The organism is Staphylococcus sp. MB377 (genome assembly GCF_001922505.1).
Lineage (GTDB): Bacteria > Bacillota > Bacilli > Staphylococcales > Staphylococcaceae > Staphylococcus > Staphylococcus haemolyticus.
Genome location: NZ_MAON01000011.1, coordinates 129904 through 155352, shown reverse-complemented (window position 1 = coordinate 155352; position 25449 = coordinate 129904). Strand labels below are relative to the sequence as shown.

22 protein-coding genes and 1 pseudogene are annotated in these 25449 nt (G+C 32.7%); 11 read left to right on the top strand and 12 right to left on the bottom strand.

The features are described from left to right. Positions 1-63: 63 nt before the first annotated feature. Positions 64-801, bottom strand: coding sequence for an LPXTG cell wall anchor domain-containing protein (locus BB045_RS02740; protein WP_256323921.1), 738 nt, complete (start codon positions 799-801; stop codon positions 64-66). Between the two features lie 208 nt (positions 802-1009). On the opposite strand from BB045_RS02740, the gene BB045_RS02735 reads away from it, so the two are divergent. Together BB045_RS02735 and gtfB are read left to right on the top strand one after the other, a co-directional pair. After that, positions 1010-1492 (top strand): GNAT family N-acetyltransferase, encoded by a 483-nt coding sequence (locus BB045_RS02735; protein WP_053036071.1) that lies wholly within the window; start codon positions 1010-1012, stop codon positions 1490-1492. An 827-nt stretch (positions 1493-2319) separates the two neighbouring features. Further along, the gene (gene gtfB, locus BB045_RS02730; protein ID WP_240570485.1) at positions 2320-3459 is read left to right on the top strand and encodes an accessory Sec system glycosylation chaperone GtfB; all 1140 of its coding nucleotides are present in this window, start codon (positions 2320-2322) and stop codon (positions 3457-3459) included. A gap of 327 nt (positions 3460-3786) precedes the next feature. Here gtfB and BB045_RS02725 read toward each other — a convergent pair whose 3' ends face one another. The 3 genes from BB045_RS02725 to BB045_RS02715 are packed head-to-tail and all read right to left on the bottom strand — an operon-like array spanning position 3787 to position 5658. Further along, positions 3787-4785 (bottom strand): sensor histidine kinase, encoded by a 999-nt coding sequence (locus BB045_RS02725; RefSeq protein WP_037552131.1) that lies wholly within the window; start codon positions 4783-4785, stop codon positions 3787-3789. 3 nt (positions 4786-4788) lie between these two features. After that, positions 4789-5445, bottom strand: a complete 657-nt coding sequence (locus tag BB045_RS02720) for a response regulator transcription factor (RefSeq protein WP_053036069.1) — start codon at positions 5443-5445, stop codon at positions 4789-4791. Between the two features lie 21 nt (positions 5446-5466). Next, positions 5467-5658, bottom strand: a complete 192-nt coding sequence (locus tag BB045_RS02715) for a hypothetical protein (RefSeq protein WP_037538190.1) — start codon at positions 5656-5658, stop codon at positions 5467-5469. Between the two features lie 216 nt (positions 5659-5874). Between BB045_RS02715 and BB045_RS02710 the strand changes: the two genes are divergently transcribed. From BB045_RS02710 to BB045_RS02695, 4 genes and pseudogenes are all read left to right on the top strand, one after another. Then, a complete protein-coding gene (locus BB045_RS02710) occupies positions 5875-6819 on the top strand; it encodes a DUF4352 domain-containing protein (protein ID WP_240565814.1) in 945 nt (314 codons plus the stop codon). A gap of 67 nt (positions 6820-6886) precedes the next feature. After that, positions 6887-7239: pseudogene (locus BB045_RS02705) on the top strand (hypothetical protein). Positions 7240-7313: 74 nt separating this feature from the next. After that, entirely contained in the window at positions 7314-7790 is a 477-nt protein-coding gene (locus tag BB045_RS02700; protein WP_070581038.1) for a peptide-methionine (S)-S-oxide reductase, read from the top strand. 141 nt (positions 7791-7931) lie between these two features. Then, complete coding sequence (locus tag BB045_RS02695) at positions 7932-8771, top strand: SDR family oxidoreductase (protein ID WP_070581036.1); 840 nt, start codon at positions 7932-7934, stop codon at positions 8769-8771. Between the two features lie 69 nt (positions 8772-8840). On the opposite strand, the gene BB045_RS02690 is transcribed toward BB045_RS02695, so the two are convergent. Both BB045_RS02690 and BB045_RS02685 read right to left on the bottom strand, forming a co-directional pair. Next, the gene (locus BB045_RS02690; RefSeq protein ID WP_037538195.1) at positions 8841-9200 is read right to left on the bottom strand and encodes a DoxX family protein; all 360 of its coding nucleotides are present in this window, start codon (positions 9198-9200) and stop codon (positions 8841-8843) included. 18 nt (positions 9201-9218) lie between these two features. Beyond that, complete coding sequence (locus tag BB045_RS02685; RefSeq protein WP_070581034.1) at positions 9219-10271, bottom strand: LLM class flavin-dependent oxidoreductase; 1053 nt, start codon at positions 10269-10271, stop codon at positions 9219-9221. Positions 10272-10505: 234 nt separating this feature from the next. Here BB045_RS02685 and BB045_RS02680 point away from each other — a divergent pair, with 234 nt between their 5' ends. Next, positions 10506-11675, top strand: coding sequence for an MFS transporter (locus BB045_RS02680; RefSeq protein WP_176743863.1), 1170 nt, complete (start codon positions 10506-10508; stop codon positions 11673-11675). Between the two features lie 65 nt (positions 11676-11740). Continuing rightward, complete coding sequence (locus tag BB045_RS12115; protein WP_174165700.1) at positions 11741-11914, top strand: hypothetical protein; 174 nt, start codon at positions 11741-11743, stop codon at positions 11912-11914. A gap of 40 nt (positions 11915-11954) precedes the next feature. On the opposite strand, the gene BB045_RS02675 is transcribed toward BB045_RS12115, so the two are convergent. The 5 genes from BB045_RS02675 to BB045_RS02660 form a co-directional block, all read right to left on the bottom strand. Continuing rightward, positions 11955-12524 carry a TetR/AcrR family transcriptional regulator gene (locus BB045_RS02675; RefSeq protein WP_075140453.1) on the bottom strand — a complete coding sequence of 190 codons (570 nt, stop codon included), beginning with the start codon at positions 12522-12524 and terminating at the stop codon, positions 11955-11957. Between the two features lie 349 nt (positions 12525-12873). Continuing rightward, a complete protein-coding gene (locus tag BB045_RS02670) occupies positions 12874-13818 on the bottom strand; it encodes a glycine betaine ABC transporter substrate-binding protein (RefSeq protein ID WP_053036055.1) in 945 nt (314 codons plus the stop codon). 23 nt (positions 13819-13841) lie between these two features. Then, the gene (locus BB045_RS02665; RefSeq protein ID WP_070632476.1) at positions 13842-16523 is read right to left on the bottom strand and encodes an MMPL family transporter; all 2682 of its coding nucleotides are present in this window, start codon (positions 16521-16523) and stop codon (positions 13842-13844) included. Between the two features lie 303 nt (positions 16524-16826). Further along, entirely contained in the window at positions 16827-16994 is a 168-nt protein-coding gene (locus tag BB045_RS12110; RefSeq protein WP_174165701.1) for a hypothetical protein, read from the bottom strand. 330 nt (positions 16995-17324) lie between these two features. Next, complete coding sequence (locus BB045_RS02660) at positions 17325-18197, bottom strand: LysR family transcriptional regulator (RefSeq protein ID WP_070440538.1); 873 nt, start codon at positions 18195-18197, stop codon at positions 17325-17327. A 151-nt stretch (positions 18198-18348) separates the two neighbouring features. Here BB045_RS02660 and BB045_RS02655 point away from each other — a divergent pair, with 151 nt between their 5' ends. The 3 genes from BB045_RS02655 (at position 18349) to BB045_RS02645 (ending at position 23108) form a co-directional block, all read left to right on the top strand. Continuing rightward, complete coding sequence (locus BB045_RS02655) at positions 18349-18960, top strand: metallophosphoesterase (protein ID WP_016930621.1); 612 nt, start codon at positions 18349-18351, stop codon at positions 18958-18960. Between the two features lie 116 nt (positions 18961-19076). Then, positions 19077-21170, top strand: coding sequence for a hypothetical protein (locus tag BB045_RS02650; RefSeq protein WP_080497793.1), 2094 nt, complete (start codon positions 19077-19079; stop codon positions 21168-21170). A gap of 363 nt (positions 21171-21533) precedes the next feature. Then, on the top strand, positions 21534-23108 hold the full coding sequence (locus BB045_RS02645) for a YfcC family protein (protein ID WP_016930623.1): 1575 nt from the start codon (positions 21534-21536) through the stop codon (positions 23106-23108). Between the two features lie 80 nt (positions 23109-23188). Here BB045_RS02645 and BB045_RS02640 read toward each other — a convergent pair whose 3' ends face one another. Continuing rightward, entirely contained in the window at positions 23189-25351 is a 2163-nt protein-coding gene (locus BB045_RS02640; RefSeq protein WP_070581027.1) for an amidase domain-containing protein, read from the bottom strand. Between the last annotated feature and the right edge of the window lie 98 nt (positions 25352-25449).

Sequence of the window (25449 nt, the reverse complement as noted above, 5' to 3'; positions counted from 1 at the left end):
TATGCATAAAAGAAATGCTCTAGTAATAAAAGTAACAGATAATTAGAAAAATATAGTTATTGCTTATTTCGAAAATTTACGTCTGAGGCTAATGACACCTACGCCTAATATGAAAGCTATAAAACTGTAAACAAACGTTGTCGTTGAGGCGCGTTCACCTGTCATAGGTAATTCGTGATGTAATGAAGTTTGACTCGTTTCTTGAGAACGAGTTGCTTGTTTACTAAGTGTCGAATTCATTTGTGATTTTGGTGATTGATCTTGTTGTTTAACTAAATGATGCTTTTCAGCATAGCCATTGAATCCCATGTCATTATCTTCAGCTTGGTGTTTAGTAGGATCTTGTTGAGAGTTAGACTTAGATGTTTGTTTAACTAGACCGTTTTGCTCGACATAACCATTGAATCCCATGTCATTATCTTCAGCTTGGTGTTTAGCAGGGTCTTGTTGAGAATTAGACTTAGATGTTTGTTTAACTAGACCATTTTGCTCAGCATAGCCATTGAATCCCATGTCGTTATCTTCAGCTTGGTGTTTAGTAGCGTCATTATTGTTAATTACATCATGATTGAACCCAGGATCAGTATCGTTATTGTCATCAACATCGTGGTTAAATCCAGGATCTACATTGTTGTTATTATCTTGGGATGTAATTGGTTGACCATTGTTATCATGGTTGAACGCTTGGTCAATGTTATTTGTTGCTGCAAAAGCATGGCCGTGTGACATAAGTAATAGTGATGATGTTACCAATGTTGTTCCAAAAGCATATTTAAAACGTCTTTTAATCAATTTATTCACTCCTTAGTAAAAAGCATTCTTCATACATAAAGATGATTATTTAATAATTAAAAATATCATAAATATGTATATTTATAACTTAACATAATAATTTAATTTAAACCTTAATATCTTCTATCAACTGAATGACAGTTTTGTCATACATTTATTTAAGACAAGCGTAAGCTATTATATAATCAACTTTTTGAAACTAAGAGAGGGTGTTTTAATGCAATTACGCAAAGTTACAGAAGAAGACTTGTTCTCACTTATTAAACTTGAAAATGAGAGCTTTACGCCAGATGAAGCGGCAACGCCAAAAACTTTGAAACAGAGAATCAATAAAATACCTGATACATTCATTATCGCTGAAAAGGAAGGACGCATAATCGGATATATTAATGGACCTGTAATTAATCAACGATATATAACCGACGACTTATTTGAAGAGATTCAATCCAACCCTAACAGTGGTGGTTATCTTAGTGTATTAGGTCTAGTCGTTAACAAAGATTATCAAGGACAAGGGATTGCGGGCAAACTGTTAGAGCAATTTGAGAAACTGGCGAAGCAACAATTAAGATGCGGTGTGACACTCACATGTCGAGAAGCTTTAGTGTCATTGTATGAACGTTATGGCTACAACAATGAGGGAGAGTCAACCTCACAACATGCTGGTATAAAGTGGTATAACATGGTTAAAGAAGTGTAAGGATAAGGTTGAGACGAATACGTTTCAACCTTAAATCTATATTATGTTTAATTTATTTCTTGAGTGTTCTAACATTTTTTATTCTCACATTTTAAATAGATATTTCCCTCTTTGGACATTCACTCCAGTAATTAAATAATACTTTCTTCTTAAAGCTTTTTGATTAATTTTTAAATTTCAATTTTAAAAGTATAAGAAAACTATATTTTAATAAGAGGAAACTAGTTCTATTTCAACTTAAATATTCTGTATTCAATAATAATTCTTCAATACATTCTTATTTTAAATACGATGAATAAAATTAGGATAGTTACAAAATTGTTATATAGTTTAATTCTATGTATTTACATGCAGTTTAATGAATTTTAACCCTAATCATTGAAGTGGTTATGTTTATTGGTTGAGGTTATTTTTGCCATTATATCTTATTAAATCAAGCTTCATATACGTATTGCAAGATTAACACTAAAATCAATTTTGAATAGATGATTGAATGTTATTGAGTTTTGTGCAATGAAACCTAGAAAAACTATATATATAGATGTTCTAATTCTGTTGCAATTTACATGTAAAGTGAATTATAATGATGTACATTCAAATTAATTGTGGTCAATTAGTCAATTGGGAAGTAAGTGTAATTTATTTGAAATATTTGATGAAGCATCACAAAAACTTCAACAATCACTTCAATTTGCAGGATTTAAACATGAGACCATTGTAATGGATGATGACGGTTTTTTACCCGATAACGTCATGACGCCGTATCAATTTTTTGCAAATTATAAACGAAACGATGACGATAAACCAGCTTTTTTAATGAGGTTCAAGTGCCACCATTATGGGAAATTAAAGGTAATTATAATCATGCAGAAATTATAGATAATGGTAATGTAAGAGGGCGAATATTTTATCGCGAGCATTTTAAAAATCGAATTGTGAGTTTTGTGGAGTGGTTTGATACAAAGGACCGTTTGCGTTCGGTCGATTTTTATAACAAAGATGGATTTAAATTTGCGGAAACGGTATATGATTTAAATAAAAAGCCCATCTTGAAGACTTACGTCGATCGTCAAGGGAAAGAAGTATTATATGAAAACTTTGTCACAAAAGATATTATATTAGATTGGCAAGGTCAATCGCATTTCTTTGCGTCAAAACAAGACTTCATTAGCTTCTATTTAGACCAAATAGATGTTGATACTTCAACTGTCTTCATCAATTCATTGGCAACACCATTTTTCGTGTTATATCAATCGAATCATATGTCGAATGCAGTGTTATTCTGGCAAGAACAAAGTCATAGTAATGTCCCGGGAAATATGAAGTTATTGTTAGATAAAGAGACGCTGAATTCAAAAGTAATTATCCCAGATAGTGCAGAATTTGAGGCTATTACATCAAATGTTGAGGCGCAGTATCGTCCTTTCATCAGTCAATTGGGCTACTTGTATGATTATCAGAAGTCTAATAATTATAACAAGCAAGTACTTAATTTAACGAATTCTGATGATCTTCCCAATTTAGAAGAAATTATACGACAGTGTGAAGATTATGAATTTCATATTGGTGCTATTACCGAAATGTCAGCTAAATTAATGGGCTTGGGTAAATATGATAACGTTAAACTTTATCCAACAATCACCCAAGCGAAGATTGATCAATTATTCCAAACATGTGATGTTTATTTAGATATCAATAAAGGTGGAGAAATCGTTAATGCTATTGAACGTGCAATGCTCCATAATCAATTAATTTTGGCTTATGATGAAACTGCGCATAGTCGTTCATTTATTGCTAAAAAGAATATTGCAAAGCAAGACGAACCTCAACAATTAATTGATATATTAAATGAAATTGTTAAGGAACCAAGTGTATTTAAAGAGCGAGTCAATGCACAACAAGAACAGAATAATCGTATTGAAGAAACTACGTTTAAAAATGTCATTACGAATGCGTTAAATCATTAAATGAGGATAATAAAGCTTTTGAGATAAATGAAGACTTACAAAAAGTCTACTTTTACTCAAAAGCTTTTTTGTTTTGTAAAGGTATTCTTAGATAGATGATTACTCAAATAAGTTGATACGCGTTCCTGGTGTGTCATAGCACTTAGGTTCATCATTCCACTTTAGTTGGGATGCTCCCCTAGGAGTCTTCGCAACTATGTTTCGTAATCTATCTTAGAACTACACACGAAAGAATGTGAACGCTTATGTTTCTTATGTAGTTTTAATTTAAAACAATTTTTAAGAAAGTATATCTAGTTTTAACAAATAAATGATTTATATAAATAATTACTCTCTGTTGTTTTCAATAGTGATTATAGTACCGTTAGAATCAGATTTAATATTTAATTTTAAAGAGAATCTTTCGCAAATATCTTTAATAATAGTTAAACCTTTAGATTTAGTAGACATATCATTAAAGCCAATACCATTATCCTGAATAGTAATATAATCCTCGTTTAGAAAAATGGTAATACGCGATGAATCAGAATGTTTATAAATATTAGAAATAATGTTATCAAATAAGCGCTCATACCATAATTGGTCACCAAGCCAATAAATAGGGTTACCTTCAACATTTAGAATGGTTAGAATGTTCTTTGAATCTAATAGATAGTGCCATTTATCAATTGTTGTGTTTATACATGCTTGTATATCAACTTGGTGGTTAAACGTATAAAATCTAGAAATATCATCTTTGTTAGGTAATGCTTTAATTAAATTAGAAATATAGTTTATCTTTTCATAAGATAACTCTATATCATTATCATTAATTTGGTATTGAAATCCGAGTTGGTATAACTCTAAATTTAATGCAGTTAGAGGCGTATTAATATCATGGGCAAGTTGATTAATGTAATTTTGTTCTTGCTTTTTGTTTTCGATGATTTCTAACTCTCTATATCTTAGTCTGTCTATTAAGATATTTATAGATTGGCCAACTTCATCAATTTCGTCATTTATATGAGTAGGTATGTCTAATTTATTAGGTAATTTGTCACTATTAGCAATGTCTAATAATTTATCATTAAGTAAACGTAAACGATCCACAATTTTATATACATAGCGTGAAGCAATAATAACTAAAGTAATTAGAATTAAGAAGAAAAAGATATAAAAAATTATTGTAAGACCACTGGATTTAAAATTTAAACCGATTGGATAACCCAAGACTTTTTCAATAAATAGAATACATAGTAGTATCATACTATTGATAGCTAAAAAAACTAGAGGTATCGATAATAAACCCAATCCCATGAACATATAGTATTTTTTTAATAGTCTCATAAATTAGCCCCCATTTAATCTATAACCAATACCATAAATTGTCTCAATAATTGTTCCAGAATCTAATAACTTAGTTCTTAATTTTTTTACATAAGCGTTCAAAGTATTTTCAGAAGCGGATTCAAATTGCCAAACGTAATCAATAATTTGATCCTTAGTTAAAATCAAATCTCTGTTTTCATACATATAGAAAAATAATCGACGTTCCGTTTTAGTTAAAGATAATTGCTTTCCATCATTAGATTTGATTATCTTGTCTTTAGCATTAACTTTAAACTCATAAAATTGAGCCTCTTTATCAGCATAATGGATAGTTAAAAGATTATTAATCCTAGAAATAAGTTCTCTCGGATTGAAAGGTTTGGTAAGGTAATCATCGCCATTATTCAAACCTTTAACTTTAGAATCGATATCAACTCTTGCTGATAAATAAATAATAGGTATAGTAGAAATGCTTCTTATCCCATCAGTGATAGACAAACCATCATTATTGGGTAACATAATATCCATAATAATGATATGAACGTCATTCAATACGTTAAAAACGCTATCTCCAGTTCTATCTAATGTCACCTGTGCACCTTTTTGTTGTAATATTTGTTTTAAATTTTTAGCGATGGTTTCATCGTCTTCTACTAATAAAATATGAAACCCCTCCATATATTTCACCTCCATGTTTTATTAATTAATTAATATAAATGTTGGTATATAGAATAGCACGTATAAACCAAAGAATAATACGGGAATTTTAAATGTAGGAGAATAATCTTTATCTCTTAACCATGAAAGTATTTCGTATATTCCTGTTAAAAAAGCTACTGCTAAACTCCCCATTGAAATGAGTAATAATACTGATGATATGATACCAGTCATTCATATGCACTCCTTTATCTGAATTTGTAATTCCAGTTTAAAAACTAATTCTGAAAAAGTTATGAATAATTCGTATTATCTTCTTAAATTCATATAAAAGAGTATGAAAGGTTGGGATAACAATTAATTATTTATGTCACTAAAAAATTTAAATCAAGTATAAAAAATATATGTAAATAGTATCTTTTCAATTTACAAAAAGATGAGGAGGCTAATATGAAAAGATTATTTTTTATAAGTATTATATTTTTAGTATTTTTAGGAAGATGTTCCTTCAGTGACAACAAAGATAAAGCAGAAGGTGAAAAAGCCAATAACAAGGCTAAAGCTACAGACAAAATGAAAAAATTTAAAATAGGTCAAGTCGTGGATGATGACGGTGTAGATATTAAAGTAGTTAAAGTAGAATTCGTAGATAACCATGATGAGTATAGTGCGCCTGTAAATGGCAAAGCCTTGAGAGTATACATAAAGTTTAGAAATAATAACGATGATCAAGTTTTAATGGATAATACTGATTTCAGTATGAAAGTAAATAACGAGAATTATGAAGAATGGTATGGTAGTGAAGATATGCATGAAGGATTTAGCCACCAATTAAATCAGCATAACACTGCATCAGGCTACATTACTTATGATGTACCGGATAGTGATCATTATACTTTAGAATTAGATACCGTACCTAATTTCAACAAAGTTAGGGCACAATGGATTATTAATAAATCAGAAATTAAGAATTTAAATGTCACTAAAGATACTTCGGCTAGCTCAACTACAGATGTTGAGGACGAATCAGATACAACATCTTCTAGTAAAAAAGAAAATGATGATTCTGATCAAGCGGGCTTGGGCGTGACATATCCTGCTTATATGTATAATGCTTTAGTAGATGAATATAATTCACTCACTGATGGTGAAAAGATGAACCATGTATCTAAAGATGTGTTAGAAATTGAGTATAATCAATTAGAAGATCGTGTAGAAGCATTGTATGAGAAAGAAAATGCTAAAGCGAAAAAGAATACGAAAAAGCAATGCAAGATTATGAAGACCAATTGGCTCAAGAAGAATATGAACAACAACAAGCAGAATAAGCTGAAAATGAAGCATCTGAATCTGATGACATTTCAAATGGTCCTGGTTCTGATGATTCATCATTAGACAGTGGAACAGAAGATACAGAAGATACTTCTTCTGAAGATGACGCAGCATAGAAAAGGAGACAACAATGGAACATAATTATATGAATGAACCTAAGCCAACTAACAGAATTATTGAAATGATTCTTGGAATAACAGGAAATATATTTGGAATTATTGGTGGATTGATTGCACTAATTCTAACAAACTATGATAAAAGTTATGGTTCAGAACTAGTTGGATTAATGACTATTGTGGCAACCAGCTCTATTATTTTATCAGCAATAACTTTAACATTAAGCTGTTTAATTAATAAAAGACGTGTTTTAATTAGTATTATACTTATTGTTGCTGCAATAATTCATATATATTAGGATTTTTTGGTTATTTATCAGGTATTCTAATCCTCGTTGCTGGAATTATCGCATTAGTTAGGAAATAATTTGATAGAATAGAAGGAACTATGACAAAGTTCCTTTTATTTTTTTAATTATGATTCGAAATGAGGTGTTAAAGATGGAAATTGTGTACATTGCAGGTGGATGTTTATGGGGAGTTCAAGCGTTTATAAAAACATTGCCAGGTGTCTTATCGACTGAAGCGGGACGTGCAAATGGGATATCTGAAACACTTAGTGACAAATATGACGGCTATGCAGAATGTGCCAAAACGACATTCGACCCTATGCAGACATCAATTACTGACTTAATGAATTATCTTTTTGAGATTATAGATCCATATAGTATTAACAAACAAGGTGTTGATGAAGGCCCCAAATATCGTACAGGTATTTATAGTGATGAACAGAAGCATCTTGAAGAAGCACGCGACTTCATCTCAAAACGACCTGATAAAGAGCGAATTGCCGTAGAAGTGTTACCTTTAAATAATTACGTTGCAAGTGCTGAGGAACATCAAGACAGACTCGATAAACATCCAGAGGATATCTCATACTGTCATGTTACGCCTGACATGTTGAAAAAATATCTTTGAAAAATATGAGCTGTTACAATAATCACTATTTTGTGTAGGTTAGTTCGAAACAATGTCATTAAGAATACGTATATCCAGACAAATTTGGGCAATACAGTACTATAGAAAGTAATTAAATTATAAAAGAAAGAAGCGATAGTAATGACAATTTTACTTACAGGCGCAACCGGGCATCTTGGGTCACATATCACTGAACATGCAGTTAAAGAACAGGTGTCTGATTTTAATATTGGGATACGTAATCCAGATAAAATGCCATCACACTGGAAAGATAAAGTAGGCGTTAGAGAATTAGATTATTTTAATGAGGAAAGTATGGTTCGTGCATTCAAAGGTATTGATACGGTTATATTTATTCCGAGTATTATTCATCCGTCATTTAAGCGACTCCCAGAAGTGGAGAATTTAGTTAGTGCAGCTCATAAAGCACATGTCTCACATATTATGTTTATTGGATACTATGCAGATCAACATAATAATCCTTTCCATATGAGTCCATACTTTGGCTACGCTGAACGTTTACTTGCATCTAGTGGTCTTAAATATACTTATGTCAGAATGGCGATGTATATGGATCCATTGAAACCTTATTTACCAGAACTTGCAGATATGCGGAAACTCATTTATCCAGCGGGTGATGGCCGTATTAATTATATTTCTAGAGATGATATTGCTAGAGGTATCGTAGCATTATTACAACAACCAGATAAATTTGGACACAGATATTTACTTTCTGGCTATAGTTATTCTATGACAGAATTAGCAGCAATTTTGTCTGAAGCAGCAGGTTCTAAGATTGAATATAGTCCTGTTTCTTTGGAAAAGTTCTCAGAAATGTATGATGAACCTAAAGGGTTTGGTGCATTGCTTGCATCAATGTACGAAGCAGGTGCAAGAGGGTTACTTGATCAACATTCAAATGATTTTGAACAACTAGTGCATGATAAACCAAAAACTTTCCCAGAATTTTTAAAAAAGTGAACATTAAAAATAGGACGTGTGATGATAGTCATCGCACGTCCTACTTTTACATTATAAAGTTTAACGATACTATTTGTTATCGCAATCGAAAGTATCAGCAAAGCTTAATGCAGCTAAACCTAATAAGTCTAAAGCGTGTTGAGCACCTTCTTTACCATGTCCAGCTTCAAAGTGTTTGTAAGCAGCAACGCCTAATACACCGAAAGTAGCAATTGAACCTAAACGTGATAAGTTTTTGTTTAAGAAACTAGCAGCATAAAAAGCAGCGGCAGCAGCTTCTACAGTACCAGCTAATTTAACTGAGCTTTCTGGTAAGCCGAATACATTTTGGAATGTATCTTTCATTTCTTGGTCACCTTTTAATTTAGGTTTTGAAGCAGTGTATAATTCTTTAGCAAGTTTTAAGTTTGCAGCATAACGTAAAATCATAATTTAAAAAACTCCTTTTTATTTGTTTTCAAAGTATTTATCAACAATAGGTTTAACGCGTTCGCCAAATAGACGGATTGATTTCATTACATACTCATGAGGCATTGAACCTACAGGTGTATGAATCATAAAACGGTTAAGACCTAACGTTTCAACAGTTTCAATAATTTTTTGAGCAACCGTCTCAGGACTACCCAGATAGATTGCGCCTTGACTTCCTACTTCTCTTTCAAACATATTCTCGTCAAAGCTAGGCCATCCACGTTCACGACCTAAAATATCATGGTGTGCTTTTAAAGAAGGGAAGAATTCTTTCTTAGCGTTCTCGTCTGTTTCAGCGATGTACCCCCATGAGTGTACCGATACGGATAATTCGTCTGGATTATGACCGTAAGATTCTGGGACAGATTTATAAATCTCAATATTGCGTGTAAATCGTCTAGGATTACCACCAATAATCGCATACGTTATTGTTAACCCAAAGGCACCAGCTCTTAATGATGATTCAGGTGTACCACCAGTTGCAATGGAAATAGGTAACTTACCATGTTCGACACGTGGATATATACCTGTTGGGTCGAAACTTGGACGTAATTTACCATCCCAACTTACAACTTCATGTTCGTTGATTTTTAGTAATAATTGCAACTTTTCATTAAATAGGTCTTCGTAGTCATTTAAATTATAACCGAATAATGGGAAAGATTCGATGAATGACCCTCGTCCAATCATAATTTCAGCACGTCCATTAGATACGGCGTCTAATGTCGCATATCGTTGATACACACGTACTGGGTCATCTGATGATAACACAGTTACTGCAGATGACAATTTAATATGCTTAGTACTTGATGCTGCAGCAGCAAGTACGGTCACTGGATCTGATACAGCATAATCAGGACGATGATGTTCACCCAATCCATATATATCTAATCCTAATTGATCAGCTAGTTCAATTTCTTCTACAATATCGCGAATTCTCTGAGCATTTGAAACAGCAGCTTGTGTACCATCAGGCATAACCATATCCCCATTATCTGCAAATGAAGTCAATCCTAATTCTATTTTCAACACGTCACCTCCATTGGTATAAATTTTATACTAGAATTGTAGTCCTTATTTTAAGATTAGTCAATAGAAATGTTTCGAATTAGAGATTTTTTATTTTAAAAAGCGAATATGTGATTTTTAAATGAAAGAACTTTAAAAGTATTTTGTCAATTTCAAATAGTCTTTTGAAAAATAAGTGAAAGTGTCATAATAGGAATGTTGTAGAAAATAGAAAGAAGGGAGAAGCAAATGTCTATCCAAAAAACAATGAATTACAACAAAATAACAACCATATTCTTTATTGCGGGAATTATAGTAATGAGCAGTTTATATACGGCTATTCCATTAACTGCAGAGTTTGCTAAAGACTTTAAAATTCCACAATCAGTTGCAACTTTAAATGGTGTTGCATTTTCCGTTACATATTCAGTAAGTTGTTTGTTTTATGGGACTATTTCAGAAAAATATGGGAGAATTCGCACCATATTATTTGGAATTTGTGGGCTTGTAATGATTTGTATGGTCATAGGTTTTGTACATTCTTTCGCAATACTGGTCGTTTTAAGAGCGATACAAGGTATATTTGCTGCTGCCTTTTCACCAGTATCTATCACATACGTGACAGAAACTTATTCATCGGTCAAACGTATGACTGCGATTAGTTTCATTAGTACGAGTTTCATGTTATCAGGGATTATTGGTCAAAATTTAAGTGAGATCATAGTAGGTTTTTCAAATTGGCATATGGTTTATTTCACTTTAACGGTGCTATATATCATCTTAGCTTTTGTTATTCATAGACAAATTCCTGAAAGTCCTGTGAAGAACCCCAACATCCAATTACTTAAATTCTTTAATAATTTTAGTGATTTTAAAACGAATAAATCCGTGCTCTTATGCTATGGGGTGTCGTTAACATTGTTGACGATGTTTATTAGTATGTATACAGTGTTTAATCATTACGTCACTTCCGATACAATTGGTGGGGATGAAACAACTGCGATTAATGCTAAACTGTTTGGTATTATTGGTATGTTGTTGTCCCTAATTGCAGGACGAATCAGTGATCGCATAGGTGTTAAAAATCTTATTTTAAGTTCATTAGTTGTGAGTACAGTAGCACTTATCTTAATGTCTGTAACAACAAACATCGTGTTACTAATTATTTGGAGTGTGCTGTTTGTAAGTGGTATCGCCTTCGCAATTCCATCAACAATTTCTAAAGTAGGCTTAACTGTTCGAGGTAACCAAGGGTTCTTCTTATCAGTAAACACATTTATTTTATTCTTAGGTACTGCGATTGCACCTATTCTAAGCATTGTCTTAAATACGATTTCAAGTTTCACAGTACAATTTAATATTATAGCTATGATTGGTATTATCGCTATTATGATTGCACTATGCATGCCACGTAGGAAATATTAATTGAGGTAACCAATTTCTAATTAAATTTAGTGAATTAGGTTATAACGTAATAAGAGGTGGTTTCAGTGGATAAATCATTAATGATTTCAAACGCATTAAATCTTATTTTGATGATAGTACTCATTATATTTAATATGATTAATATAGGTATTTGGCCAATGGTCATTCTAGCATTATTAATCATAGCTAATAGTATTTTTATGGTTTACAAGACAGTAGACGTTAAAAAACGCAAATGACAAAAAAGCAATCTCACTCTTAATTTATGTGAGATTGCTTTTATTTATCATAACAATATAATGATGTTTCAAGCACTTTATTTAATGTTTCAAACACTTCTTCAACTGTATAGTTATAGTCATTTTCTACCCAACGTCGTAGTACTTCTATTACGCCACTACTGTAAAAATCAGCTACAATTTCAGGATGTTTACTTTCTCTAATCTTTTGCGCTAAGGGGTTACGCTTACGAGTTGAGTTATTTAACATCATTTCGCGACTCACATTCGTTAAACTTCTAAATACATCTGCCTGTCGAGACGAAACTAATAGATGTTTGAAAATCTTTTTATTATTACCAATGTAATAGATAAAGTCTTCAAATGATTCAGGGGTTGTAATGTCTGCTGATGTGTCACCTTTAGCTATAATTTGTTGTGTAATAAAGTCAGTTAAAGTGTAGAGTAATTCATATTTATCTTGGAAGTATCTGTAGAACGTACTGCGGTTGATTTCTGCAATATCACATATTTTTTGTACGGTGATTTCATCAAAATGATAATCATGTAAAAGTATAAATACAGTTTCATGAATATGTTTAATCATACGCTTTTGATTTGCTGACGGCATTATCTGATTCTCCTATTTATTTAATCTAGTCAGATAGCTTGACGTAATAAGAGTAATTTATCACAATAAAGTTGATTTTTCCAAACATAACAACTGATACTACGTTTAAATTTGTTTATAAAAAAAGAGTAAATAAGTTATTTGAAACGTTTAATACTATAAGAGCGATATAAAAAAGTGGGAGCGAAACTGAGTTTAGTTTCACTCCCTCGCAATAATAGCTACGATTGAGAAGAGTTTGTCTTAAGTGCCTTCTCAACTCGGTTTGCTACTGTAAATTTGCATTATGAGTTTTAAATATGCTACACCAAACGAGCATATTCTTTATTTATCTTTCTTAACTTTGTAATTAGTTAGTCTCAATACCTTCTAACCATTCATCTACTTTATTATCATTATCATCCACATAGTCTTTAGCTACTTGTTCTGGATTTTTGTTATCAACAAAGATTTTTTTAGCTAATTTGTCTTCTTCAGATTTACTCCAATCATCTGCCATACGTGTTGCAATTGTGTATGCAGCTGGATGTGCTTCTTTAAAGTCTTTGTTAAATACTAAGTCAATATGTTGATTATTATTACCATAAATGTTGTCTGGATCTTTCAACATTTTAACGTCTAATTCTTTAGAGAACCAGCTAGGTTCCATTGATGTGAAGACGATAGGTTCTTGTTGTTTAAAAGCAGATTGAATTTTCTTGAATTGGTCTTGGTCAGAACTTTCTTTCAAGCTATATTTATCCAAGTTGTCACTATCAAGTTCATCTTTAGTTTCTTGCATAACGCCATTACGTGCGTCTGTGCCTTGAATTGTCCAATCTACAGATTTTCCGAAGTCACTGTTTTTTAAGTCACTAATTGAGTCGACATCTTGCACGTACTTAGGTACGGCTAAACCTACTTTTGCGTTATCAATTAAATGTTTATCATCATAAATTGTTAATTTACTTTTGAACTTATCGTAGTAACTTTTATCAGTAGTAGGGAAGATACCTGATGCATGGAATGAATCAGAGTTCTCTGATACAGTAGCATATAACGGGCCACTTGCTGTTACTGGTGTAGTTGTTACATCATAACCTGCTTTTTTCAAAACCTCTGCTATAACTAGTGAACGTGGTGTTGAATTATCACTCGCGATATAAGGTATTTCGATTTCTTTATTACCAAGTGATGTTTGACTATCGTCTGATGAACCACTACCGCTACCACTATTACCACAAGCACTTAACACTATGGCTAAGGCTAGTGTGGCTAGCAGTCCTAAGAATTTCGAACTACGTCGTTTTAACATAACGTGTTTCCTCCTTTTTAATATTAGTCTCTAAGTTCGTCATCATGACGATGTTGAGATGATCGGTTATATCTATCGTAAACACCTTTGTTGTTTTCACGAGCGTATAACATTAATGCTTTGAATAATACATCTTGATCAATATTGCTATCAGTTAATTCTTTGTATAAGTTTGTTGTTTTATCGAAATTTGAATCATGATAATCATGGTTATCATTTTGTTGATCATGATTGTTATGACGATAATCATCGTTTCTATCGTAAATGTCTTGATAGTGTCGATCATTATAATTACGTTCATCATGATGAGTATGGTCGCCATCTTGAGTATAAAGTGATTCATAGTCGATATCATCAGGTTGATTATCATAATGATGTTGGCGATGATGCTGGTCATGATGATTATCTAAATGCACAGAACGGTTATAATCTTCGTCATTATAATTGCGATTGTGGTTACGTTTGTCATTTTGATAAACATAGTTATCTTTGTCTTGTCTAGCGTATTCATTATTTTTATCGTTGACATGACCTTTTTCAGAATATGTGTCGTGATGATTATCTTCTTCTAAAGCTTTACCTTCAACGTCAACGTTTGGCAATACTGCACCTAACCATTTAGGAAGGTACCATGAAGCTTTACCAAAGAGTTTCGTCAATGCTGGAATTAATGTCATACGTACGACGAATGCGTCGAATAACACACCGAAACCTAATGCGATACCCATTGACTTAATTGCACTGTCATCTTGGAAGACGAATGCGATGAATACACTGAACATAATAAGTGCAGCAGCTACGATAACAGGTCCACTTTCTTTGATACCTACACGGATTGAATGATCATTGTCGCCAGTCTTACTGTATTCTTCATGTACACGTGTCATTAAGAAGAGCTCGTAGTCGATGGCAAGTCCGAATAACAATCCAATTGTGATTACTGGAAGGAATGCAAGTAATGGTCCTGTGTTTTCAATACCAAATAAACTACCCATAAAGCCATGTTGAATGACTAATGTTGTGAAACCTAATGTAGCCATTAATGAAAGGATAAAGCCTAGTACTGCTTTTAATGGAACTAAGATTGAACGGAACACAATCATTAATAAGAAGAATGCTAATACAACGATAACGCCTGCAAATACTGGAATAGCGTTGTTTAGTTTTTCTGACATATCGATGTTAATAACACTTTGTCCTGAAATTTCAGTGTCATAGTCATATTTTTCTTGCGCTTGGCTATGATAATCACGTAAATCATATACTAGATTTTCTGTTGACTGTGAGTTCGGTCCTTTTTCAGGAATGATTGTGAATAATGCGTAATTGTTGTTGTCAGTTAGTTGTGCTTTTGAAACTGTATCAACATTATCAATGTCTTCTAAATCACTACGCATATTATTTAAGTCACGTTCGATAGTGCTTTTACTTCCACCATCTTTTGTATTTACTAACATGACAATTTGTCCGTTATAACCTTCGCCAAAATTATCTGAGATTAATTTATAGGCTTTGTATTCTGATGAGTCAGTTGGTTTTAAACTATCATCTGGAATACCTAAACGCATGTCACTGACTGGTATAGCAGCTAAAATTAAAATAATTAAACTTACAATAACAGCGATAACTGGCTTACCAACAATAAATTTTGCCCAAGGATGATCTTTAGGGTCTTTACTTTTAGATGGTTTATCTTTAATTTTAATACTTTTATGGAAGATACTGATTAGGGCAGGTAATAGTGTTAATGCTACTAATACTGCAAATAACACACTAATCGCTGAAGCGAATCCCATAACCGCTAAGAAGTCGATTCCTACAAGTGATAAACCACAAACAGCAATCATAACTGTAAGACCAGCGAATATTACAGCACTACCTGCTGTACCCACTGCTGTTGCGATAGCTTCTACAGTATCGACACCTTTTTTCTTAAGTTCTTTAAATCTAAATAGAATAAAGAGTGAGTAGTCAATACCAACAGCTAAACCTATCATTACAGCTAGTGTAAGAGTGAAGTTTGGAATATCAAAGATATATGTTAATAATGCGATGATACCAACACTTGAACCTAAACCGATGATTGCACTAATAATTGGCATACCAGCTGCGATAAGTGAACCAAAGGTAATAAGTAAGATTACGAATGCTACGACAATACCGACAATTTCTGATGTACCACCAGGTTCAGCATTCATAGCGCCACCTTGAGTTTTTTCAATTTGCACATTGTGGTTGTCAGTTACATCTTTTAATTCTTTGTCGATGATATGTTTAGAAGAATCTTTTAATCCAGTTTGTGGAACTACATAACTTACGTTAGCGATAGCGGTATCGCCTTCATCGTTAACTTGTCCACTGTCATATGGATTAGAGATATTTTGGATATAATCATCATTTTGTCTGATATTGTCTAAAGCATCTTCAATATCTTTCTTCGTATCTTTATTATTGAGTCCATCATTCTTATTAGAATGGAAGACTATTTTCATCGAGGCTTTCTCACTGTCCTGATGAAATTCTTTACTAATTTTATCGTTTGTGTCTAATGACTTAAGGCCGTTCATAGTGATGTCACTGTCAAACTTCGGTGAGTTTATCATTAATGGCATGATAATGACACCTAGTATAACAAGCCATCCTATAACACTTAGCCATTTGTTCTTAGCTATAAATTTTCCTAGTTTGTATAATAGCTTTGCCAAGACATTTCCCCCTATTTCATTAATTTATATCGCTTAAAGTATGGGTAATGTGTTGATGATTTGTGAGCAATTACATTAAATCGATACCTCAAATTAAGCATATTTAAAATGTTACATTTGATAATGTAACAAGTTATACCCACGTTCGGTACCATTAAAAGTTTTACGTCGTTGGAAAATGCAACACTTTGGAAAAATTGTTGGTGAAAATAGCGTGTATTAAGGGGATATATATAAGAAAACAGGTAACCTCGTGATGATGGTATACCTGAAAATAATTTGGTATGTAGACTTGCGATGTAGTTAGTTCATTAAATAAAACAGGAGAAGTAATGCACCTATTAAGACAAAAATTACGCCAGGAATATAAATTTTTTCTCTGAGGTCAATGTCATGTTGGTATGCAACAAATCTACTAATACCGATTAAAATTAGACCTAAAAGTAATAAAATGATGGAAAGAACGAGCATTAACCGTACCTCCTAATCAAAAAAGTACAAATAGCAAATTGATTAATATGTATATCTTTCTTTCAAATCTATTATATTATGTAAGCGTATTTTTTTATAGCGATTTATTAATATATTGTAAAATTGTTATAACTTTTTGGAAAGTTTATTAACAAAATTTATACATTCTTAATATTTTATAAAGGTAATAATAAACTGACTTTTCAAACTATACGTATTTGAATTATTTTGAGAAAAGAAACAGAAAGCAACTGTAGAAGGACGGATAGTATTAAAGAGCAATCATGTTAATAAATATTTAATCAACGTGATTGCTCAAATTTGCAGGAACTATTTAGTGTTATATATTAATGTGATGAAATCTTGGATAATAGAAGTGAGATGTCTATCATTACGGTATATGAGTGAGATGTAACTTGTGGTTGGGGCATTAGGCAAAGTCTTACTAATAATGCTTGGATGATGACTTATAGCATTTTCACTGACTAAACTTAAGTAATTTGAATCTTTTATTGTTGTAAGGATACTGCTAATACTATTGGTTTCCATGTGAACGTCTAAGTTGATAAAGTTCTTGTTACGCCATTCGTCTATACTGTCTCGAGTTGCTCCGCTATTATGAATGATAAAACGGTAACTACTAATATCTTCTAAAGTAAGATGATCTTTTTGAGCAAGTGGGTGACGTTTGTCCATAGCAAGCACTAATGGATTTTCATGAAGACGTTTGACTTGTAGTTCACCCTCGTTAAAACCTTTTTCAGCTATGACAGCAATATCAATCTTACGGTCTTTAACTTTCTCGATAATAATTGGCGCAGTATCTACTGTTAAGTTAATATCTATATTTGGATGTTCATGCATATAGTTTTTAAATGTTGACGGTAAAATGCTATAGATTGGAGCGTGACTCGCACCAATTCTTAAAGTTCCTCGTTTAGATTGTTTGAAATCTTCCATCATATCTGTTGTTTCTTCTATTAAATTAAGCATTTTATTCGCATTCCGATAGAGTAATTCACCAGCTTCAGTGAGGTTGAAATGTTTACCTTTTTTGAAATATAGAGGTAACCCACATTCTTTGCTTAAGTTTTTCAAATGAAAAGTTACCGTTGGTTGTGTGATACCAAGTTTTTCAGCGACGGCGTTTTCGTTTTGTGCCTCAACGAAATGTTTAAAGATGAGTAATTGCTTTGTATTCATAAATTGATTTCCCCAAAATATATATTTTGTTTATACTATTTTCTATAATAAATAAAGAATTTTGAGGACACGTTAATAATTTGTTTAAAGTTAGTTAAACAGTGATTTTATATTAATATGCAATAAGTCGTAGGTTAGGAGAGAAGGAAGTATGAAAGAAAGGATACTTGTGGTTTCTGATATACACGGTCATCGGAAGGCACTCGTCACTCTTTTAAAGGCAGTTAATTTTAATGTGAGAAAAGATCAACTCGTTTTAATGGGAGATTATGTTAATAATGGACCCGATTCATTTGGGACTTTGAAGTTAGTGAAACGCTTAAAACGTCGAGGTGCACTTGCCTTGGCTGGCAATCATGAGATGCGTTGGTTAGAAAGTAAAGATAAAAAAATCAAACGCTGGCACAAATTTTTAAGAGAATTGTCGACAATCGAGGTCATAGATAATTACATATTTGCGCATGCTGGTATAGATACGTCTAAACCTTTAAATAAACAGATTAAGGAATATACTACTGGTCATTATAACCATAATTTAAATAGAAACATCCCTAAAAATAAATATTTGATACATGGACATATTCCTAATTATCGCTATGGGTTAAAAAACGATGAATTATATAAAAAGAAAAATATACTAGATATTGATACAGGTGCTGGTCATAATAAATTCTTATCTCTTATTGATTTAACTAATGCGTACCAATACTCTGTTAAGGTTACAGATACTAAAAAAATCAACACTAAACGTATAAAATTATAAAAATCTATGACTGGTCAATGTTTGGAACCTTTAATTAATTTTCAAAAAACAGAAGTATAAGTTTTAAATTAAATGTTATATAATGAAGTGGAATATTAATAAAAAGGGTGATATGCGTGAAGAAGCTTAGACAACATTCTAAATTTAATTCGTATTTAAAAGTGTCATGTTCAGTGTTGTTAATGAGTGGAACATTAGTGGGTTATGGATTTACCAAAGATGGAGTTGCACAATCAAATGACCGCATCGACAACGTTTCAAGTGAAATGACATCTGTTCAAAATAAACTTGATAAAGCGATAGATAAAGCGAAAACAAAAATTGACCGTTTGAAGTACCTACAAGCCACTGATATTAAAAGTTATAAAGAAGATATTGAAGATGCACGTAATCAGTCTGAAATTGATCAAATTTTAAGGGATGCACAGGAAGAAGACCGTATATCAAATGAGGAAAGTACTAGAGAAACTGGTGAAAAAGCAAGCACTTCTAATGAATCTTCACTCTCAACTGCTGAGCAATCATCAACGAATGAAGGAGATAAGCTAGATGAATTAGATAAAATAATAGCCGATTTAGATTCTCTATCTGAAAAGGTTGATACCCATCAACAAAGTGAAGATATGAAGTCGGAACAAGGTTCCACAAATAATAGTGAAAATAGCCAAATAAGTAGTGGACAATCAGCATCTTCTCAAGACATTACGAATCACATGAATGAAGAAAATGATGATACCTCAATATTGGATGAAATGGATAATGTTAAAAATGACATAGAATCAACTAAAGAAAGTGCACATTCATCTGTAGAAGATATTCGAGATCAAACTGACTCATCCATTCAAGATGACAATTCAACAGAATCGCATTCAAAAGATAATACTAATACTGCATCAGATAAAAGTATTCTAAGTGGTATCAAACAGATAGATAAAGATGATATCAGCCATAAGTCAAACAAGATTGATTCAAAAGAGGGTCATATTGATGCATTAACTGACGAATTATCTGCTAATCAAAAAATTGATCAAGCCATTACAAAAGTTGAAAATAAACAAAATAACACATCGAAACGTTACAGTGACCATAAACTTGAGCAATTGAGACAGTTAGAACAACAAGTAAAGCAAAACAACAATTTGACTAATGAGCAAAAGCAAAATGTTGAAAAAGATATTAGAAATGTTCGACAAAATGTTAAAGCGAACCGAGATCAAATAAGTGGCCGCTTAGAACAGTCTTCAAATAAGCAAGCAACAGTCGAACAAATCTTAAGAAGTGTCTTTAGTAAAAACGAAGCTCAAAAGATAGCCAAGCAGATTAAAACTAACGGTCAGTCAGATAAGCAAATAGCAGATCAAATGATGAAACATATCGACAACCTCAAAACGACAACAAGTGATGATATTTTGGCATCCATGTTTGATCAAACACCTGATAAAGAGGCTTTAATCAAAACATTGCTTTCAACACGTTTAGGAAATAATGAAGCATCACAAATAGCTAAACAGCTTGCTAAAGAGAATTTATCTAGTTCAGAATTAGTAAATCAAGTGAAGCAAAAAATTAATGCAAATCAGTCAGTAACAGCTGATGATATTCTTAAAGACGTACTAGATAAATCGTCAGCCCCTAAACAAACCATTGAAACGTTATTAGCTACAAAGTTAAATCAAACACAAGCGAAGGCGTTGGCAGATCTTATCGCTAGAGTTCAAACGGATAAAGCTGATGCGTTAGATTTAGTGAAAAATGCATTAAACGGTACAGGTGGAGATTTATTACAGTTGCAAAATAAACTCGACACTGCAAAAAATAATTTGAATTATATCTTAGATCCTATTACCAATAGACCTTCACTATTTGATCGCATTAATGGTAGTACATCAAGTTCTAATCTTCTTAATCAAGGGTCTCATTTACTAGATGGACTAACTGGTGGTGGTCTATTAGATGGTCTTAATTCAGGAGGAAGTCTGTTAGACAATATTGAAGATATTCCTAATCCTGTACAAGGATTATCATTGGGACAATTAGGCGATGATGATGGATTTTTAAGTGGCTTATTTGATGATGAAGGGAATCTATCTTTACCAAATACTGGAGAAGTAGTTAAAAAGTCTTGGCTACCAGTAACAGTGTTATTAGTGATTGCTGGGGGTACTTTAATAGGGTTAGGTCGTCGTAAACAACAAAACACTAAACATTAAATACAAACTTAAAGCGTGGATAACTGAGTAATCATTACTTACTTATGTTATCTACGCCTATTTTTTGAAAAAGAGGCTCAACATCGGTTAGGAAAGCGCTTGCACAATTCCTAGAAAATAGCAAGTGAATTTTGAGAAATTATTGGTAAAGTTATGTGAAATAATTATGGAATAATCTAAAATATTTACATTTTATTTAATATTCATATTGATTGTAAAGTGCATTAGACATACACTAATAGTGGAAAAAGAAATTGAGAAATTTTTCACAAAGTTGCTTAATTAACAAATTTTCACAAAGTATACGTTTTAAATGTGTATAGCATTTTCATAGATAAAAAATACTTAAAGGGGTTGAAAAGCATGACACACACTAACGAAGTTACTAATAGTACTAGCAAAGGACGGAAAAAACGATTCTCGCTTAAGATGCCTGGCGCATTTACAATTTTATTTATTTTAACTGTAATCGCTGTTATGGCAACGTGGATGATACCAGCTGGTGCATACTCTAAGTTATCCTATGATGGCGGTGCTCATGAATTTAAAATTGTCGATGCTCATAATAAATCAAAAACAGTCCCTGGAACACAAGAACAATTAGATAAATTAGGTGTAAAAATTGATGTAGACCAATTTAAATCAGGTGCCATCAATAAACCTATCTCAATTCCTGGAACATACGAACGATTAGAACAAAAACCTGCTGGACCAGATCAAATTACATCAAGCATGGTTAACGGTACAATTGAAGCAGTCGATGTAATGGTATTTATTTTAGTATTAGGTGGACTCATTGGTGTTGTACAAAAGAGTGGTTCATTTGAATCAGGACTTTTAGCACTTACTAAAAAAACTAAAGGTCATGAATTTTTACTTGTATTCATGGTGTCAGTATTAATGGTACTAGGTGGTACGCTTTGTGGTATTGAAGAAGAAGCGGTAGCATTTTATCCAATACTCGTACCCATCTTTATTGCCATGGGATATGACTCAATTATCTGTGTTGGGGCAATCTTCCTAGCAAGTTCTGTAGGTAGTACATTCTCAACAGTTAACCCATTCTCAGTTGTTATCGCATCAAATGCAGCAGGTACAACATTCGTAGATGGTTTATATTGGAGAATTGTTGGCTTAATTGTGGCAACAATATTTACAGTAGGTTATTTATACTGGTACGCTAAAAAAATTAAAAAAGATCCTAAAGCATCTTACACATATGAAGATAAAACTAAATTTGAAAATCAATGGTCAGTTATTAACGATGATGGCGGAGAAAAACCATTTACACTACGCAAAAAAATCATTTTAATTTTATTCATCTTACCATTCCCAATCATGGTATGGGGCGTTATGACACAAGGTTGGTGGTTCCCAATCATGGCCTCAATGTTCTTAGCATTTACAATTGTAATCATGTTAATGGTAGCATTAGGTAAAGATGGACTTGGCGAGAAAGTGGTCGTCGATGCATTTGTAGAAGGTGCATCAAGTTTGGTAGGGGTATCACTAATCATTGGTTTGGCACGTGGTATCAATATGATTATGAATGATGGATTAATCTCAGATACAATCTTGAACTTCAGTTCATCACTTGTACAAGGTGTAAGTGGACCAATCTTCATTGTAATATTGTTGATTATCTTCTTCTTCCTAGGTTTCATTATTCCATCATCTTCTGGTTTAGCAGTGCTTGCAATGCCAATCTTTGCACCACTTGCTGATACAGTAGGTATTCCTAGATTTGTTATCGTAACAGCATATCAATTTGGTCAATATGCAATGTTATTCTTAGCACCAACAGGATTGATAATGGCAACATTACAAATGTTAGACATGAAGTACTCTCACTGGTTGAAATTCGTATGGCCAGTCGTTGCCTTCGTATTCATCTTCGGTGGTGGCATGCTTATCACTCAAGTATTAATTTATTCATAATAGATGAATTAAAAAGGTGGTTCACCCAAATCGGGTGCACCACCTTTTTTATATGTTATCTTATTTAACTCACATCAGCATTATTTAGGCTGAATATAGTGTAAGGCTTCAGCTGTGCTAGCATCAATTGTGCGATATGACACGATGCCTAAACCTTTGACATTAGATTCTGAGATGACGATAGAGCCATCTTTATTTACCTTTTCAACAAAGGCAACATGACCATATACATCATGCGCACCAGCTTGTCCTGCTTCAAAGACGACTGCGCTATGTGTAGAAGGTGTTTGACTGACATCATAGTTGTCACGTTCTGCACGATTATCCCAGTTATGGGCATCTCCCCAGTCGCTACCTACTTTCTTACCAAATTGTTGAACACGTTCGTATACATACCATGTACATTGACCTTGAGGATAAGGTGATGACGAATCTGTGATTTCAAATGATTTAAACTCACTACCTGAAGTATCTTCTCCACTAGATGTTTGTTTAGTATATTGATCTAAATCTGGCATTTTTTTCTTATCAAAATCAGTTAAGTGATAGTGTTTGATTAAGCTATTTAATTTAGTAGCATAGTTAGGGTCTGTAGCATACGTACGGCTTAAATGTCGTGTCGCATCACGATAATCTATAGCTTCATGCTTCCAAGTAGGTTTATAAATTGTTGGATTACCGTCGATACCATTTTTAATTAAATCAGCATAATCTTCCAATGATGCTTTAGTACTTGGATATTTACGGAACCCAGCATTAATACTAAACATACTGTTGTCATTACCAGCTTCTAGCGTATTAAAGTTTACAGATTGTCCTTTATAACTACCTTTAATACCAAATAAATTATAATTAGGTGCTTGTGCTAAGGTACTGTTTCCTGAACTAGATTCAAGAATAGCTTGAGCAATCATAACTGAGGCATAAAGATCTTTATCTTGACCAATCTTATGTGCATCTTTAGCGATAGACTTAATAAAGTCACGCGTACCTTTATTTTCAACAACTGTTATATCGCCATCCGTTATATCACTACCATTAAGTTGAGGTAATGTTTGGAACAGACTAGTTGAACGCGTATTACTTTGCTTAAAGTCATCTTCAAATGACTGTGAAGGTGTAGTTTTATGTTCAAGCTCCTTCTTAGTTGGCAACTGAGGGTTACTTGCTTTAGTCGTGTTGTTTTTTGTTTTTTCACCCTTAGATGTGTTTGTTTCGTTATCCTTTTTAGATGATTCGAAATCTTGATGCGTCTTTTTAGCATCTTCACTATACTTATCGAGCACAGTGTCTAAGGCAGATTCAGATAGACTATTACTATCAGAAGATGATGTTTTACTAGAATCATTTTTTGAGTCAGTGCTTGTATCGTCATTATCTGATTGATGATTAGTGGTATCTGTATTATTACTTCCTTGATTATCTTTATCATCATCTGTTTCATCTGAGACGAAATCATCAATGGCATCTAACGCTTTACTAACACTTGCATCGTCCTTATCTTGATTGGCAGTTGATTGTTGATTTGTATCTATATCATCTTGTCGTGAAGTCTTATCTGATTGGTTAGCTTGCTCACTACTTTGCTGTATGTCATCATGTTCGCGATCCGTTGTGTCAGAAGATGAAGCGCTATGTTCTGTTTGATCTTGGTCTTGTGAATCAGTATCTTGCTCATTTGTAGAATGCGTGTCATCATCTGCTTCATTAGTGCTTGCGGGTTGCTCATAATCTGAAATATCACTATCGAAATTAAATAATGATGCAATTAAATGAGTTAGGCTAAATCCATTTTGATATAAATCAGGATTTAAAAAGTTAGAAGCAGGTAAACCACTAGAATGAGTTGCGTCAAAGATTGGAGAAAGGGGTGTACGGTAAGTGTTATTTGTATTTTTATCACGCTTTTGATGACTGCGAGATACGCTTGTGTTGTCATCATCTTTCTCCTCTGATGACGTATTTGATGACTTAGACTTTTCTCGTTTTATCTTGTTCTTCGAATCTTCTTTAGTAGGTGCTTCAGAAGATGTGTTATCGGACTGAGTATCGTCTGGTTGAGATGCTTCATTAATATTATTGTCATTTACATCTTCATTATGATCAGTCTGTTCCTCTTGTGTGCTAGATGATTTCATCTTAGCATCTTCGTTTGTGTCTTCAGCATGTGCAATGCTAGTCGTAAATGTTGGTAATACTAGCGTTGTTGTTAAAAAGTAAATCATGAATTTATGCTTCGACATTACGCTCTTTTCCTCCTATCAAATTAATTATGGTGGTATGCGAATATATCAGAATTTGATATAATATTTATTATGATTTTTAGTTGATAAGTATCAAC

Coding starts and splice junctions, on each gene's coding strand:
- BB045_RS02700 (WP_070581038.1), top strand. CDS start 7,314: ATGGAAATTGTGTACATTGCAGGTGGATGTTTATGGGGAGTTCAAGCG.
- BB045_RS02735 (WP_053036071.1), top strand. CDS start 1,010: ATGCAATTACGCAAAGTTACAGAAGAAGACTTGTTCTCACTTATTAAA.
- BB045_RS02645 (WP_016930623.1), top strand. CDS start 21,534: ATGACACACACTAACGAAGTTACTAATAGTACTAGCAAAGGACGGAAA.
- BB045_RS02725 (WP_037552131.1), bottom strand. CDS start 4,785: ATGAGACTATTAAAAAAATACTATATGTTCATGGGATTGGGTTTATTA.
- BB045_RS02710 (WP_240565814.1), top strand. CDS start 5,875: ATGAAAAGATTATTTTTTATAAGTATTATATTTTTAGTATTTTTAGGA.
- BB045_RS02640 (WP_070581027.1), bottom strand. CDS start 25,351: ATGTCGAAGCATAAATTCATGATTTACTTTTTAACAACAACGCTAGTA.
- BB045_RS02675 (WP_075140453.1), bottom strand. CDS start 12,524: ATGCCGTCAGCAAATCAAAAGCGTATGATTAAACATATTCATGAAACT.
- BB045_RS02720 (WP_053036069.1), bottom strand. CDS start 5,445: ATGGAGGGGTTTCATATTTTATTAGTAGAAGACGATGAAACCATCGCT.
- BB045_RS02715 (WP_037538190.1), bottom strand. CDS start 5,658: ATGACTGGTATCATATCATCAGTATTATTACTCATTTCAATGGGGAGT.
- BB045_RS02670 (WP_053036055.1), bottom strand. CDS start 13,818: ATGTTAAAACGACGTAGTTCGAAATTCTTAGGACTGCTAGCCACACTA.
- BB045_RS02655 (WP_016930621.1), top strand. CDS start 18,349: ATGAAAGAAAGGATACTTGTGGTTTCTGATATACACGGTCATCGGAAG.
- BB045_RS12110 (WP_174165701.1), bottom strand. CDS start 16,994: ATGCTCGTTCTTTCCATCATTTTATTACTTTTAGGTCTAATTTTAATC.
- BB045_RS02690 (WP_037538195.1), bottom strand. CDS start 9,200: ATGATTTTACGTTATGCTGCAAACTTAAAACTTGCTAAAGAATTATAC.
- BB045_RS02660 (WP_070440538.1), bottom strand. CDS start 18,197: ATGAATACAAAGCAATTACTCATCTTTAAACATTTCGTTGAGGCACAA.
- BB045_RS02695 (WP_070581036.1), top strand. CDS start 7,932: ATGACAATTTTACTTACAGGCGCAACCGGGCATCTTGGGTCACATATC.